Origin of the sequence: Limnohabitans sp. 63ED37-2 (assembly GCF_001412535.1) — a bacterium.
GTDB lineage: Bacteria > Pseudomonadota > Gammaproteobacteria > Burkholderiales > Burkholderiaceae_C > Limnohabitans_A.
Genome location: NZ_CP011774.1, coordinates 2,605,319 through 2,619,553, shown reverse-complemented (window position 1 = coordinate 2,619,553; position 14,235 = coordinate 2,605,319). Strand labels below are relative to the sequence as shown.

Sequence of the window (14,235 nt, the reverse complement as noted above, 5' to 3'; positions counted from 1 at the left end):
CGATGCTGGACTTCAACATCCTGTTTCCTTCGGTGCTCAACGGCATCACCACCGGTGCCGTGTACGCGCTGATCGCACTGGGCCTCACGCTCATTTATGGCGTGCTGCACATCATCAATTTCGCGCACGGCGCGTCATTGATGGTGGCGCTGTATGGCGTGTACATGCTGAAGCAACACTTCGGGGTCGATCCCTACATGGCCCTGCCCATCATGGTGCCGGCCATGTTTGTGCTGGGTTATGCACTGCAGCGCGGGGTCATCAACCGCGCCAGCCACGGCAAGGACGAAAACATTTTGTTGGTCACGCTAGGCCTATCGATCGTGCTCGAAAACCTGGCGTTGTTGTTTTTCAAATCCGACACCCGCACCATTGAAACGGCCTACACCTTGACCACGGTCCAGATCGGCCCGGCCTTCATCGCACTGCCCAAACTGGTGTCCTTTGCTGGCGCATTGGTCGTGTCTGCTGTGCTCTTGCTGATTGTGCAGAAAACCGATTTGGGCCGCGCCATCCGCGCTGTCTCCAAAGAAAAGCAAGGCGCACGTTTGATGGGCATCGATGTGGACCATGTTTACGCCATGTGTTTTGGTTTGGGCCTGGCCAGTCTGGGCGCTGCGGCCTGCTTTTTGATGCCGGCTTATTACGTGAACCCGCAGGTGGGCAATGGCTTTGTGCTGGTGGCCTTCACCATCGTGGTGCTGGGCGGCATGGGCAGTTTTGCTGGGGCTTTGCTCGGTGGTTTGCTTATTGGTGTGGTCGAGTCGCTGGGTGGTTTGCTGCTGGGTGAGTCGTTGGGCCAAGTGGGTATTTTTGTGATTTTCATTGCGGTGCTTTTGCTCAGGCCGCAAGGATTTTTTGGAGCGAAGGCATGAAAGACTTTCGCAACATCGCGCTGTTTGTGGTGCTGGTGGGGGCGGTGCCCTTGTTCACCGATTCGGGCGTGATGCTCAACTTCGTCATGACGTCTTTGTACGCGTGTCTGTTGTCGCAGGCGTGGAACGTGCTGGGTGGTTTTGGTGGACAGTTTTCTTTTGGCCATGCCCTGTTTTTTGGCACGGGCGCTTACGTTCAGGCCATCGCACAAATGCAGTGGGGACTGAGCCCCTGGGTGGCTTTGCCGCTGGCCATGGTGTTTGCGGCGGGTGTGGGGGCGTTTGTGGGTGCGGCCTCATTCCGCTATGGCCTCAAGGGTTCTTACTTCGCGCTGGTCACGCTGGCTTTTGCCGAGGTGTTCCGCATTTTGGCCACCTCGGTGCCTTTCACCGGTGCCGGTGTGGGCCTGATGCTGCCGCTCAAGGAATCAGCCGCCAACATGCAATTTGGCAGCCGCGCCGGGTTCATCTGGCTCATGCTGGGCTTGGTCACACTGGCGCTGTGCATCACCGCTTGGCTGCGCCACTCCCGCTTTGGCGCTTACCTTCAGGCGGTGCGCGACAACGAAGACGCGGCCCGCGCCATTGGTGTGAACCCCTTCAGTGTCAAGTTGATCGCCACCATTTTGTCGGGCGGCCTGATGGGCGCTGCTGGCGCGTTTTATGTGCAGGTGTTCCAGTACATCGACCCGGGCATCGCTTTCGGGGCGCACACCTCGGTCGAGGCCTTGGTGGGTGCGATTGTGGGCGGCATGGGCACGCTGTGGGGCCCGCTCTTGGGTGCGGTGAGTCTGCACATCCTGGCCGACCTCACACGCAATTTGTTCGGGCAGCTGCCCGGCATCAACATGGTCATTTATGGCGTGGTGCTGATCGTGATCGTGATGTTCTTGCCACGCGGCATTGCGGGCCTGGGCACCACCAGACCGCTGCAGTGGTTGCGCGGCAGCAAGTCGGATGGAGACAAATCATGAGCACGCTGCTGCAGATCGAGGGCGTGGGCAAGTCCTTTGGCGGCTTGAAAGCCGTGCAAAACGTGAGCCTGTCGGTCACCGAAGGGCGCTTGAGCGCCTTGATTGGCCCCAACGGTGCGGGCAAGACGACTTTGTTCGCACTCATGTCGGGCTTTTTGACACCGGACACGGGCCGTGTGGTGTTTGCAGGCCAAGACATCACCGGCCAGCCCCCACACTTGAACGCCCGCATGGGCCTGACACGCACCTTCCAGATCGTGCAGCCCTTTGCGGCACAAACGGTGCGCGAAAACATCGCGGTAGGGGCGCACTTGCATTTGCCGCGCCGTGCTCAGGCCCTTGAATTTGCCGAATCGGTGGCCCAACAAGTAGGCCTGAGCCCACAGCTGGACAAGCTGGCCAGCGACCTGACGGTGGCGGGGCGCAAACGACTGGAGCTGGCCCGTGCACTGGCCACACGCCCGCGTTTGCTGCTGCTGGACGAAGTGCTGGCAGGCCTGAACCCGCAAGAAATTGCAGAGATGATTCCGGTGGTGCAAGGCATTGCCCAAAGCGGCGTGACGGTGCTGATGATCGAACACGTCATGCAAGCGGTGATGAGCCTGGCGCAAGAAGTGTGGGTGCTGGCACAGGGGCAGCTGATTGCCCAAGGCACACCCTCCGAAGTGACCAACAACAAAGCCGTGGTGGAGGCCTATCTGGGCCACGGCACGGCCGAGCGTTTGCAAAAGAACGTTGCCCAAGCCCAAACAGCTCAGGAGGCACAGGCATGAACACTTTGTTGAATGTGCAAGGCCTGAAATCCGGCTACGGCGTGGTCGAGGTCTTGAGGGGGGTGGACCTGCAGGTCATGCCCGGTGAGTTGGTGGCGCTGCTCGGCAGCAACGGCGCGGGCAAAACCACGCTCAACCTCACGCTCAGCGGCTTGGTGGCCACGCGTGGGGGGCAAGTGGGGTTTGACGGACAGGACATCACGGGCCTGCACTCGCGCCAGGTGGTCATGCAGGGCTTGATTCAGGTGCCCGAAGGCCGCAAGGTTTTTCCCAACCTGAGCGTCCACGAGAACCTGGAGCTGGGCGCCTTCACCCGAGGCCGTGAGCGCAAGCAGCAAAACCTGGACAAGGTCTACGAAACATTTCCGCGTCTGAAAGAGCGTGTGGCCCAGTTGGCGGGCACTTTGAGCGGTGGCGAGCAACAGATGCTGGCCATTGGCCGGGGCCTGATGGCCGAGCCGCGTTTGCTGATTCTGGACGAGCCCTCGCTGGGTTTGTCGCCACTGTTGGTGGAAGAGATGTTTGGCTTGATCTCGCAGCTGCGCAGCAGCGGCTTGGCCATCTTGTTGGTGGAGCAAAACGTGGGCCAGTCGCTGGACATCGCCGACCGTGCTTATGTGATGGAAAACGGCCAGATCCGTTTTTCTGGCACACCCGCCGACTTGCTGGCCAGTGACACGCTGAGACAAGCCTATTTGGGCATGTGAAAGCCCTCGGGTTGACTTGGCTCATGGGCACAGGGACCCGATTGAATTTTTGACATGGAGGACAGCCACATGACAACCACATACCCATCGAATCGCTCTTGGGCAACACGCCGCGCTCTGCTTTGGAGTGCCGCTTGGGCCTGTGCGGCCACCTCCGGTTGGGTGCAAGCCCAAACCCAGCCGCCCATCAAAATTTTGGTGGGCGCACCGGCAGGCGGCACCACCGACACCATGGCCCGTACCTTGGCCACCGTGCTGGGCACGCAGCTGGGCCGCACTGTGGTGGTCGAGAACAAACCCGGTGCGGGCGGCAACCTGGCGGCTGACGCCGTGGCCAAGGCCGCGCCCGATGGCAACACCTTGCTGATGAGCTTCACCAGCCACGCCATCAATGCCTCGCTCTACCCCAGTTTGCCCTTCGACCCGGTGAAAGACTTCACACCCTTGACCATGGTGTCCACTTCGCCATCGATTCTGGTGGCTCACCCCAAGGTGTCCGCCAACAACGCGGCCGAGTTGGTCAAGCTGGCCAAAGCCAAGCCGGGCCAGTTGAACTTTGCCATTGGTGCGTTGGGCTCGTCTTTGCACATGGCGGGTGACGCGTTCAAGATGCAGGCAGGTGTGTTCATTGTCAACATCCCCTACCGTGGCACGGCCCCGGCGGTGCAAGACGTGCTGGCCGGTCAGGTGGACTTGATGTTCGCGGCGGTCGGCAATGTGCAGTCGCACATCAAGGCGGGCAAGCTCAAGGCGCTGGGCGTGACCAGCGCCAAGCGACTGGCGGCTTTTCCGGATGTGCCCGCGATTGCTGAAAGCCTGCCGGGCTACGAGTCCAGCGCCTGGTTTGGCTTGTTTGGCCCCGGCCGGATGAGCCCCGATGTGGCCAAAAAATTGGCCGATGCAGCCCGCGCTGCCGTGCAGTCGCCCGAGGTCAAGCGGCGCATCGAAAACGAAGGCGCTACGCCTGTGGGCAACAGCCCTGAAGAATTCGCCCGGTTTATCGACAGCGAGATCGTGCGTTGGCGCAAAGTGGTGCAGTACGCGGGAGCGAAACCAGAATGAGCGCTGCTGTGTCGCAAACCCTGGCTCAAAAACTCATTGCCCGCGCGGCAGGCCGCAGCCATGTGGCGGTGGGTGAGGTGGTCACCTGCAACGTGGACCTGGCCATGTTCCACGACTCGTCCGGTCCCAGGCGTTTGAAGCCCATGCTCGACGAGTTGGGCGCGGAAATCTGGGACAAAAACAAGGTGGTGCTGGTGCTCGACCACTATGTGCCCGCACAAGACGCGGATGCGCAGCAGATCGTGCAAATCGCACGCGACACGGCAAAACAATGGAAGTTGCCCCATGTGATCGACAGCGAGGGCATTTGCCATGTGGTGCTGCCCGAGCGGGGCCACTTGAAGCCCGGCATGTTTTGTGTGGGCGGCGACTCGCATTCGCCCACGGGCGGTGCTTTTGGTTGCTACATGTTCGGCATCGGTGCCACCGAAATGCTGGGCGTTTGTGTCACTGGCCAAATCTGGGTGCAGGTGCCGCGCACCTTGCGCATGCATTGGTCGGGCCGCTTGCAGCATGGCGTGTCAGCCAAAGACATGATGCTGCACATGGTGGGGCGCTTTGGCATGAACGGCGGGCAATACCAGGCGGTGGAGTTTGCAGGGCCTGCGGTGCAGGCCTTGTCCATGGCCGAGCGCATGACGCTGTCCAATATGAGTGCCGAGATGGGGGCGCAAGCGGGCCTGATCGCGGCCGACGAGACCACCTTGAATCATCTGCGGGGTATCGGTGTGGCACCGGAGCATCTGGCCGGGGCCGAGCAATGGTTCACCGACACAGACGCCGACTACGAGCAGCAGGACTTTGACGCCAGCACCCTCAGCCCCCAAGTGGCCGCGCCGCACAGCCCAGCCAACACACGGGACGTGGCCGAGTTTGTCGATGTGTCGCCCAGCATTGCCTACATCGGCGCCTGCACCGGCGCCAAGCTCGAAGACCTTCGCGCAGCCGCTTCGGTGCTCAAGGGCCAGCGCGTGGCTGCGGGTGTGCAGCTCATGGTGGCACCTGCCAGTGCGCGTGAACAAGCGCAGGCCACCCAAGAAGGCGTGATGCAAACCTTGCTGGACGCTGGGGCCACGGTGCTGCCCAACAGCTGCGGCGCGTGTGCGGGCTACGGTGCGACGTTCCCTGAAGGCTCCACCGTGATTTCGACCACCGCCCGCAACTTCAAAGGCCGCATGGGCCCGGCCAGCGTGAATGTGTACTTGGCCTCGCCCTACACCGTGGCGGCCTCGGCTTTGCGTGGGCGCATCAGCGATGCACGCGAGGTGTTTGCATGAACAAGCGCAGTTTCGACAACGCACGGGTGTGGCGCTTGGGTGCAGACGTGGACACCGATGCCCTGGCCCCCGGCGCTTACATGAAGCATGGCCTGGAAGTGATCGGCTGGCATTGCCTGGAGGCGGTGCGCACAGACTTCGCATCCGGTGTGCGCGAGGGCGATGTGATCGTGGCCGGGGCCAACTTTGGCATCGGGTCATCGCGCGAACAGGCGGCCGGTGTGCTGCGGCACCTGGGCCTGGCGGCGGTGATCGCACCGTCTTACAGCGGCCTGTATTTCCGCAACGCCTTCAATTTGGGCCTGCTGCTCTTGACCTGCCCTGACGCCGTCAAGATCGAAGAGGGCGAGCGCGTGGGCGTGTCGTTTGAGGGCGATATCCCCGTGGTGATTCGCGCCAACGGTCAGCGCTTGGCCTGCGCCCCGATTCCTGAATTTTTGATGGACATGGTCGATGCCGGGGGCTTGCTGCCCCTGCTCAAACAAAGAAAGCCTGCATGAATCCGACTGAACCTGTGATGGACCCTGTCACCTTGGCTGTGTTGCGCGGCCGACTCGAACAGATTGCCGACGAGATGGACGCGACGCTCTACCGCAGCGCCTTCAACCCCATCATTGCCGAGGCACACGACGCCTGCCACGGCTTGTACGACGCCATCACCGGCGACACCCTGATCCAGGGCAAATCGGGCTTGCCGGTGTTTGTGGGCGCCATGGCTTTTGCCGTGCGCGCGGCCATGCGTGTGGCGGCTGAGCGCGGCGGCATGCAGCCGGGCGATGTGTGGTTGTTCAACGACCCCTACGAAGGCGGCACCCACGCCAACGACTTCAAGCTGGTCAAACCCTGCTTTCGCAACGGGCAGCTGTATTGCTTCCTCGCATCGGCCGCGCATTGGCACGACGTGGGCGGCGCGGTGCCTGGCAATTACAACCCGGCGGCGACCGAGTGCTGGCAAGAAGCGGTGCAGATTCCGCCGGTGCGCATCCTGCGCGGCGGTGTGCTCGACGACGACGTGCTGGCCATCTTGCGGGCCAACACCCGCCTGCCCGACAGCCTCTGGGGCGACCTGAACGGCCAGCTGGCCGCGCTCGAATTGGGTGCCCGCCGCCTGGACGGCCTGCTCGACGAATACGGCGACGCCAAAGTGGCGCAGGCCCTGGTGGAGCTGCGCACCCGCGCTGTGCGGCTGATGCGTTCACATATCACCAGCCTGCCCGATGGCCGCTACAGCTTTGAAGACGTGCTGGACAACGACGGCGTGAAAGACGAGTTGCTGACGATTGCGCTCGACATGACGGTGGCCGGTGACCGGTTGACGCTGGATTTTTCTCGCACCTCAGCCCAGTGCGCTGGGCCGGTGAACATCTCACGCGCCACGGCGGTGGCCGCTTGTTATGTGGCTTTGAAGCATGTGTTCCCCGATGTGCCCGCCAACGCGGGTGTGCTGGATGCGGTGGACTTTGTGATTCCCGATGGCTTGGTCATCAGCGCTTCGCGTCCGCGTCCGGTGGGTGGTTACACCGAAACCATCTTGCGCATGATCGACGTGATCTTCAGCGCCACGGCCCTGGCCGACCCGCAGCGTGCTGTGGCCCATGCCTACGGCACCATCAACGCCTTGTCGATTGCCGGTCACCGCACCGACGACAAGCGCAAAGGTCAGCGCTGGGTAATGTTCAGCTTTTTTGGCGGTGGGCATGGCGGCCATTCCGATGGCGATGGCCTGTCGCACGGCAACGCGCCGATTTCGACCGCCACCATCCCACCCATGGAAATTCTGGAAGCGGCCTATCCGGTGCGCTTCATGCAGTGGGCCTTGCGCCCCGGCTCGGGGGGCGATGGCCAGCACCGGGGTGGCTTGGGTGCAGTTTACGAGATCGAGTTGCTCGAAGACAGCGCCGAGGCCTTTATTTTTGGCGAGCGTGGCAAGTCGGCCCCCAAAGGCATCCACGGCGGCCAACCTGCTTTGCCCAACGTGTTCGAGTACTGCCAGAACGGCGAGTGGAAGACCCCACCCATGGTCTCCAAAATGCTGGGCATTCACCTCAAAAAAGGCGACCGCGTGCGCCTGCAAACCCCGGGCGGCGGTGGCTGGGGGTTGCCCGCTGAGCGCTCGGCGCAAGACCGTGCCAAAGACAGCGCACTGGGTTACACCAAGGAACAAGCATGAGCGAGTCAGCAGTGAATCAGCCGCATTGGGTGGTGGGCGTGGACGTGGGCGGTACGTTTACCGACCTGTTTGTGCTGGACGAAAAAACCGGCCAGGCCCGCATCGTCAAGGTGCCGTCGACCCGGGGTGAAGAAGCCCGGGGCTTCATGAACGGCATCGCCAAAGTCACCGGCAACACCGGGGCCGATGGTGCCAAAGAGATCGCCACCATCGTGCACGGCACCACGGTGGGCACCAACGCTTTGCTGGAGCGCAAGATCGCCCGCACCGGCATCATCACCACACGCGGGTTCCGCGACGTGTTGGAGATGCGCCGCCGCGACCGTCCACAAACCTGGGGCCTGCGCGGCAGCTACACCCCTGTGGTGCCCCGCACCTGGCGTCTGGAAGTGGACGAACGTGTGCTGGCCGATGGCCAGTTGCACACGCCAGTTGATCTGGACCAGGTGCGCGAACAAGCCCGCGCCCTGCTGGCCGAAGGCTGCGAGGCAGTGTGTGTGTTCTTTGTGCACGCCTATGCCAACCCCGGCAACGAACAAGCCGCTGTGACGGCCGTGCGCGAGATCTGGCCCAACAGCTATGTGACGGCGGCCAGCGAAGTGCTGCCCGAGATCCGTGAGTTCGAGCGCTGCTCCACGGCCACCTTGAACGCGGCTTTGCAGCCCGTGGTGGGCAGCTATTTGCAGCGCCTCGATGGCGACTTGCGTGCCCAGGGCTTTGGCGGTGAATTGTTGATTGTGCAAAGCAATGGTGGCGTCATGTCGCGCCAGACCGCTTGTGATGTGCCGGTGCGCACCGCCTTGTCAGGTCCTGCGGCAGGCGTGATGGCATGCGCTGAAATCGCCCGCGCTTCGGGCTTTGAGAACGTCATCACCGGCGACATCGGCGGCACGTCGTTTGACGTGTCGCTGGTGGCCGGGGGCGAAGCGGCACTCGCCGCACAAACGTCCATCGAATTTGGTTTGGTGGTGCGCTCGCCCATGATCCAGATCGAGACCATCGGTGCCGGTGGCGGCTCGATCGCCTCGGTCGATGCGGGCGGCATGCTGCAAGTCGGCCCCGAGTCGGCCGGTAGCATCCCCGGCCCGGCTTGTTACGGGCGCGGCAACACACGCCCCACCGTGACCGATGCCAATGTGCTGCTGGGCCGCATTGCGGCCGACCGGCCTTTGGGTGGCGGCTTGTTGCAAAAGCTCGACTCGGGCTTGTCCGAGCAAGCCATTACCCAGCATGTGGCCGAGCCTTTGGGTTTGACGGCGCTGGCCGCAGCCGAGGCGATCTTGACGGTGGCCAATGCCCGAATGGCTGGCGCGATCCGTGTGGTATCTATTGAGCGTGGGCACGACCCGCGCCAATTTGCCTACATGCCCTTTGGTGGCGGTGGCGGCCTGCATGTCTGCGCCATGATGCGCGAGGTGGGCGTGACCACCGGCATCGTGCCGCGTTACCCGGGCGTCACTTCGGCGCTGGGCTGCGTGATGGCCGACATGCGCCACGACGCGGTGCAGACCCTGAACGTGGCGCTGGTCGATGTGGCTTGGCCTGAGTTGCTGCAACGCGTGGATTCGCTGGCCGCGGCTTGCCAGGTGCGCCTGGATTCTGCCGCTGTGAACTTTGTGCGCGTTGACGAGGTCATCAGCTTTGACATGCTCTACATGGGCCAGACCCATACCCTGCAAGTGCCCCTCAAGCGCGAAGCTTTGAACGCGGCAGGGTTGCTGGCCGCGTTTGAAGCGGCCTACCAACACGCCTTTGGCCGTGTGCTGCAAGGCCCGGTGATCCGTGTGATGAACCTGCGTTATGCCCGCATCGGGCGACGTCCCAAGTTTGATTTGGCCGTGTTGGCCCCGCAAGGCGAGGGCCGCACCGCCCCGGTGGGCGAGCAGCAGGTGTACCACCAGGGTCAATGGTGGACCGCGCAGCGCTACGAGCGCCTGAGCCTGCCCGTGGGCACCGTGGTGCAAGGCCCCGCGATTTTGGAACAGCCCGACACGACCGTGTGGTTGGAGCCCGGCTTTGAAGGCCGCGTCGACAAACTGGGCAACCTGTTGGTGGAGCGCAGCGAGGGTTAAGTGGGATGGCCGTGAGATGGATGGCAGTGCCTGATCGAACATCGATGCATTGGATTTCCGTAGATCGGCACCTTCAGGTCCGACGTTGGTGGTGATGCACAGGCTCATGTCAGGGCTGAAGCCACCGACCTACGAGGAGAACTGCTTCCGTAGGTCGGTACCTTCAGGTCCGACATCTGGTGTTCCGTGGCGCATGTCGGAAAAATGGGTTTGACCCGTGAGTGAATGGAGCAGAACGGATGAACTTGAAAAACGCGAAATTGGGCATGGTCATCGTGGACCTGCAAAATGATTTTCTGGCGCCCGATGGGGCTTATGCCCGGGGCAACACCCTGAGCGCTGAAGCGGTGAAGCTGCCCGAACGCATGGCCCCGGTGGCGCGTGCCATCAAGGCCCATGGCGGTTTGGTGACCGCCAGCCTGTTCACGCTGTGGCCCAACGCGCAGGGCGAGCCCATGATCTCGGCGCACCTGAAAGAGCGCCGCCCGTTTTTGCGCCAAGGTGACTTTGCACCGGGCAGCCGGGGTCAGGCCAATGTCGATGTGCTTGCCCCGCTGGTCGATGTCTCGGTGTTCAAGGTGGCGTATTCGGCCTTCTTTAACACGCAGCTCGACTGGGTGCTCAAAAAATCGGACATCGACACGCTGGTGGTGTGTGGCATCGTCACCAACGGCGGCGTGGCCAGCACGGTGCGTGATGCGCATGTGCGCGACTACCACGCCATTGTGTTGTCGGACGGTTGCGCCGCCTTCAGTGAAGCCGCGCACCAGGCCGCGCTGGCCGATATGGGCTCGGTGGCCGATGTGATGGACAGCGCCACCTTTTTGAAACAACTGGGTTGAAGCCATGAACGCGCCGTTGCCGCAAGTTCACCGGGCTGCTGATTTGCAAGCCGAGGACCACACGCCGGTGGTGATCGTGGGCGCTGGTGCTTGTGGTCTCACGGCCGCCCTGGCTTTGCACCGCTTGGGCGTGGAGTGTGTCGTGCTGGAGCGCGATGCCTTTGCCGCAGGCTCCACGGCTTTGTCTTCGGGCTTTGTGCCTGCGCCTTGCACACAGGCCCAAAAGGCGCAAGGCATCACCGACAGCGTGGAGACGTTCGCCGCTGACATCCAGGCCAAAGCGCACGGCCAAGCCGCACCGCACTTGGTGCAGGCCTATGCCCAATACATCGGCCCCGCCATGGACGCGCTGGCGAATCACCACGGCCTGCCTTGGCAGGTACTGGACAACTTTTTGTACCCCGGCCACAGCGCCCACCGCATGCACGCCGTGCCCGAAAAAACCGGTGCCGGTCTGATGAGCCGCCTGCAAGCGGCGGCCGATGCCGCCGGCGTGGTGGTGCTCACACAAGCGCAAGTGACCGAGCTGTGGGCCGACGATGCGCAGCGCATCCACGGTGTGGGTTTTGTGCGGCCCGATGGCCAGACCGAGCGCATCCGATGTGATGCGGTGATCTTGGCTTGTAATGGTTTTGGCGGGGCCACGGCCATGGTGAAAGAGATGTTGCCCGAAATGGCCGAGGCCACCTATGCGGGCCATGTGGGCAACGACGGCAGCGCTATCGCCTGGGGCCAACAACTGGGTGCGCGATTGGCCGACTTGGGCGCGTACCAGGGGCATGGCTCTTGGGCCGTGCCACAAGGGGCTTTGATTTCGTGGGCGTTGATGATGGAAGGTGGCGTGCAGATCAACGCCCAAGGCCAGCGCTTTCACGACGAAACCCAAGGCTACTCGGAGGCAGCGGTGCATGTGTTGGCACAGCCCGGTGGCGTGGCCTGGAACGTATTCGACGATGCACTGCTGAATTTTGCGCAAGATTTTCCAGACTTTGTGGCGGCGCAAGGCGCGGGGGCGGTGCAGCACGCGGGCGATGTGGCTGCACTGGCGCAACTCATCGGCTGCCCGCCAGACGCTTTGCAAGCCAGTTTGAACGCGGTGCAACCGTGCACCGACCCGGCCACGGGCCGCACCTTCCAACGCGCCTTGCAAGCGCCGTTTCACGCCATCAAAGTCACGGGCGCTTTGTTCCACACCCAAGGGGGTCTGGACATCGACGCAAAAACCCGAGTGCTGCGGCAAGACGGTACGCCCTTGCCCAATGTGCTGGCCGCAGGCGGCGCAGCGCGGGGCGTGTCGGGGCAAGCGGTCTGGGGTTATTTGTCAGGCAACGGCTTGCTCAGCGCCATCGCGGGTGGGCACATTGCGGCACACAGTGCACAACAACTTTTGAAGGATTCGGCGCCATGAGTCAGCCACACACTTTGGCCCAGCGCCTGCAACAAGACCAGGCCTTGCTCGCCCCCGGTGTGTACGACGCGCTCACCGCGTTGGTGGCCCAGCAAGCCGGTTTTGAAGCCGTGTACTTGTCGGGCGCATCGATCGCCTACACGCGATTGGGTCGATCCGACATCGGCCTGACCACCGCCACCGAAGTGGCGCAGACCCTGGCCCACATCACCGACCGGGTGAACATTCCCGTGATCGTGGACGCCGACACCGGCTTTGGCAATGCGCTCAACACCCAACGCACGGTGCGCGACTTCGAGCGGGCCGGGGCCGCGATGATCCAGATCGAAGACCAGACTTTCCCCAAGCGCTGCGGGCATCTGGACGGCAAGGGCGTGGTGCCGGTGGCCGAGATGCAGGGCAAGCTGCGTGCGGCGTTGGACGCCCGTCACGACCAGAACACCTTGATCCTGGCCCGCACCGACGCGGTGGCCGTGGAAGGCCTGGACGCGGCGCTGGAGCGGGCTGAACGCTATCTGGAATGCGGTGTGGATGCGATCTTCATCGAGGCGCTCCGGTCCGATGAACAAATGAACCGCGCCTGTGTGCAGTTTGCCCAGCGCGTGCCGCTTTTGGCCAATATGGTCGAAGGCGGCAAAACGCCGGTGCAAAGCGCGGCCGAGTTGGGCCATCGCGGTTTCAAGATCGTGATCTTTCCAGGCGGCACCGCGCGGGCTGTGCTGTACACGCTGCAAGGCTATTACGCCAGCCTGCACACCCACCAGACCACACGGCCCTGGCAAGACCAGATGCTGGATTTTGATGGCCTGAACGCGGTCATTGAGACCCCTGAGTTGCTGGCACTGGGGCAGCGCTACTAGGCCGGTCAAAAGACATGAAGCCCAACATCGCTTTACGCGGCCTCAAGGTGGGCGATATTGGTTGGGTGGCGCATCGGCAAGGCCTGTTGTACGCGCAGGAATACGGCTGGGACGGCACGTTCGAGGCTTTGGTGGCCGAGATCGCCGCGCAGTATGTCAAGAATCTGGACCCTGAAAAAGAAAATGCCTGGATTGCCGAGTGCGAAGGCCGGGTGGTGGGTTCGGTGTTTGTGGTCAAGGTCTCGGACACACAAGCCAAGCTGCGCTTGCTTTACGTGGAGCCCGAGATGCGCGGCACGGGTCTGGGCCGACGCCTGACGCAAGAATGCATCGCGTTTGCCAAAGCGCGGGGCTACCAACAACTGACTTTGTGGACCAACGACATCCTGCACGCAGCCCGGCACATCTACCAAACTGCGGGTTTTGTCTTGTTGTCTGAGGAGAAACACCATTCGTTTGGACACGATCTGGTGGGGCAGTATTGGGCCCTGGATTTGCGAAATTAAGACGGCTCAGTCCAACCCATTTCGAGCCAATGCGCATACCCTGCTTTGAATGCCCACGCGGTGTATTGCACGGGGGTGCCTTGGGGTAAAACGCCCTCGGTCAAGTGGTCTAGCCAAGGACTGATCGCACCCATTTTTCTCAGCCAAGCTTGTCCTTCTGGGGTTTCCATGGCCAATCCGGCGCCACTGCGATGGGCCATCGGAAAGCTCGTGCCGGGGGTGTGGGGGCCTGACATCCGGTCATGAACGCTGCCCCATGCAACGCGCTTGAGCTGACGTTGCAAGTTTGTTAAACGCTGAACCACCGCATCCGTCGATGGGTCAGTGAAACGCAATTGCCCCAAGACGTTGTCAAACCAGAAGAAGGCCTTGGGCATGGTTTGTATCAATTCACTCAGTGGCGCCAAGCCATCGCCTGTGTGAAGGTTCAAGCGCGTGCCTTCACGTTTGAAACCTGCGCCATGTCGCCAGCGAAACAAAGGCGCAGCCAAAGGGTCAATGTCCCAGGCATGCACCTCCTCAAATTGGGTCAGCCAATCGGTGGGCAGCATCCAGCCTGCACTGGCGCCGATCAACACCAGTTGTCGGCGCGGCATGGTTTGTGCCAGCAACCAATCCGAAATCTGTGCAGCAGCGGGTGCCCAGCGTTCTTGTGAACGCCAGGCTCGCCAGTGCCAGTGCCAGCCGCCCGTGAGGTTCAAGGACTACC

The 14,235-nt window shown here is 62.5% G+C and carries 14 protein-coding genes; 13 read left to right on the top strand and 1 reads right to left on the bottom strand.

Annotated elements, in window-relative coordinates:
* Nucleotides 1-2 precede the first annotated feature (2 nt).
* From L63ED372_RS12250 to L63ED372_RS12190, 13 genes are all read left to right on the top strand, one after another.
* Nucleotides 3-875, top strand: coding sequence for a branched-chain amino acid ABC transporter permease (locus tag L63ED372_RS12250; protein ID WP_062406194.1), 873 nt, complete (start codon nt 3-5; stop codon nt 873-875).
* Nucleotides 872-1,849, top strand: coding sequence for a branched-chain amino acid ABC transporter permease (locus tag L63ED372_RS12245; RefSeq protein WP_062406193.1), 978 nt, complete (start codon nt 872-874; stop codon nt 1,847-1,849). Before L63ED372_RS12250 ends, L63ED372_RS12245 begins: the two co-directional genes overlap by 4 nt.
* On the top strand, nt 1,846-2,622 hold the full coding sequence (locus tag L63ED372_RS12240) for an ABC transporter ATP-binding protein (RefSeq protein WP_062406192.1): 777 nt from the start codon (nt 1,846-1,848) through the stop codon (nt 2,620-2,622). Before L63ED372_RS12245 ends, L63ED372_RS12240 begins: the two co-directional genes overlap by 4 nt.
* Nucleotides 2,619-3,329 (top strand): ABC transporter ATP-binding protein, encoded by a 711-nt coding sequence (locus L63ED372_RS12235; protein WP_062406191.1) that lies wholly within the window; start codon nt 2,619-2,621, stop codon nt 3,327-3,329. Before L63ED372_RS12240 ends, L63ED372_RS12235 begins: the two co-directional genes overlap by 4 nt.
* A gap of 69 nt (nt 3,330-3,398) precedes the next feature.
* A complete protein-coding gene (locus L63ED372_RS12230; protein ID WP_082431794.1) occupies nt 3,399-4,391 on the top strand; it encodes a Bug family tripartite tricarboxylate transporter substrate binding protein in 993 nt (330 codons plus the stop codon).
* On the top strand, nt 4,388-5,668 hold the full coding sequence (locus L63ED372_RS12225; RefSeq protein ID WP_062406190.1) for a 3-isopropylmalate dehydratase large subunit: 1,281 nt from the start codon (nt 4,388-4,390) through the stop codon (nt 5,666-5,668). The genes L63ED372_RS12230 and L63ED372_RS12225 overlap by 4 nt, the downstream gene beginning before the upstream one ends.
* Nucleotides 5,665-6,168, top strand: coding sequence for a LeuD/DmdB family oxidoreductase small subunit (locus tag L63ED372_RS12220; RefSeq protein WP_062406189.1), 504 nt, complete (start codon nt 5,665-5,667; stop codon nt 6,166-6,168). The genes L63ED372_RS12225 and L63ED372_RS12220 overlap by 4 nt, the downstream gene beginning before the upstream one ends.
* Nucleotides 6,165-7,838, top strand: coding sequence for a hydantoinase B/oxoprolinase family protein (locus L63ED372_RS12215; protein ID WP_197275267.1), 1,674 nt, complete (start codon nt 6,165-6,167; stop codon nt 7,836-7,838). Before L63ED372_RS12220 ends, L63ED372_RS12215 begins: the two co-directional genes overlap by 4 nt.
* Nucleotides 7,835-9,910, top strand: coding sequence for a hydantoinase/oxoprolinase family protein (locus L63ED372_RS12210; protein WP_062406188.1), 2,076 nt, complete (start codon nt 7,835-7,837; stop codon nt 9,908-9,910). The genes L63ED372_RS12215 and L63ED372_RS12210 overlap by 4 nt, the downstream gene beginning before the upstream one ends.
* 239 nt (nt 9,911-10,149) lie before the next feature.
* Nucleotides 10,150-10,752 carry a cysteine hydrolase family protein gene (locus L63ED372_RS12205; RefSeq protein WP_062406187.1) on the top strand — a complete coding sequence of 201 codons (603 nt, stop codon included), beginning with the start codon at nt 10,150-10,152 and terminating at the stop codon, nt 10,750-10,752.
* A gap of 4 nt (nt 10,753-10,756) precedes the next feature.
* A complete protein-coding gene (locus tag L63ED372_RS12200) occupies nt 10,757-12,160 on the top strand; it encodes an FAD-dependent oxidoreductase (protein ID WP_062406186.1) in 1,404 nt (467 codons plus the stop codon).
* Nucleotides 12,157-13,020 (top strand): isocitrate lyase/PEP mutase family protein, encoded by an 864-nt coding sequence (locus L63ED372_RS12195; RefSeq protein ID WP_062406185.1) that lies wholly within the window; start codon nt 12,157-12,159, stop codon nt 13,018-13,020. The genes L63ED372_RS12200 and L63ED372_RS12195 overlap by 4 nt, the downstream gene beginning before the upstream one ends.
* Nucleotides 13,021-13,034: 14 nt before the next feature.
* On the top strand, nt 13,035-13,526 hold the full coding sequence (locus L63ED372_RS12190; protein ID WP_062406184.1) for a GNAT family N-acetyltransferase: 492 nt from the start codon (nt 13,035-13,037) through the stop codon (nt 13,524-13,526).
* Here the strand turns inward: L63ED372_RS12190 and L63ED372_RS12185 are convergent.
* Nucleotides 13,523-14,227 (bottom strand): hypothetical protein, encoded by a 705-nt coding sequence (locus tag L63ED372_RS12185; RefSeq protein ID WP_231624491.1) that lies wholly within the window; start codon nt 14,225-14,227, stop codon nt 13,523-13,525. The genes L63ED372_RS12190 and L63ED372_RS12185 overlap by 4 nt on opposite strands.
* Between the last annotated feature and the right edge of the window lie 8 nt (nt 14,228-14,235).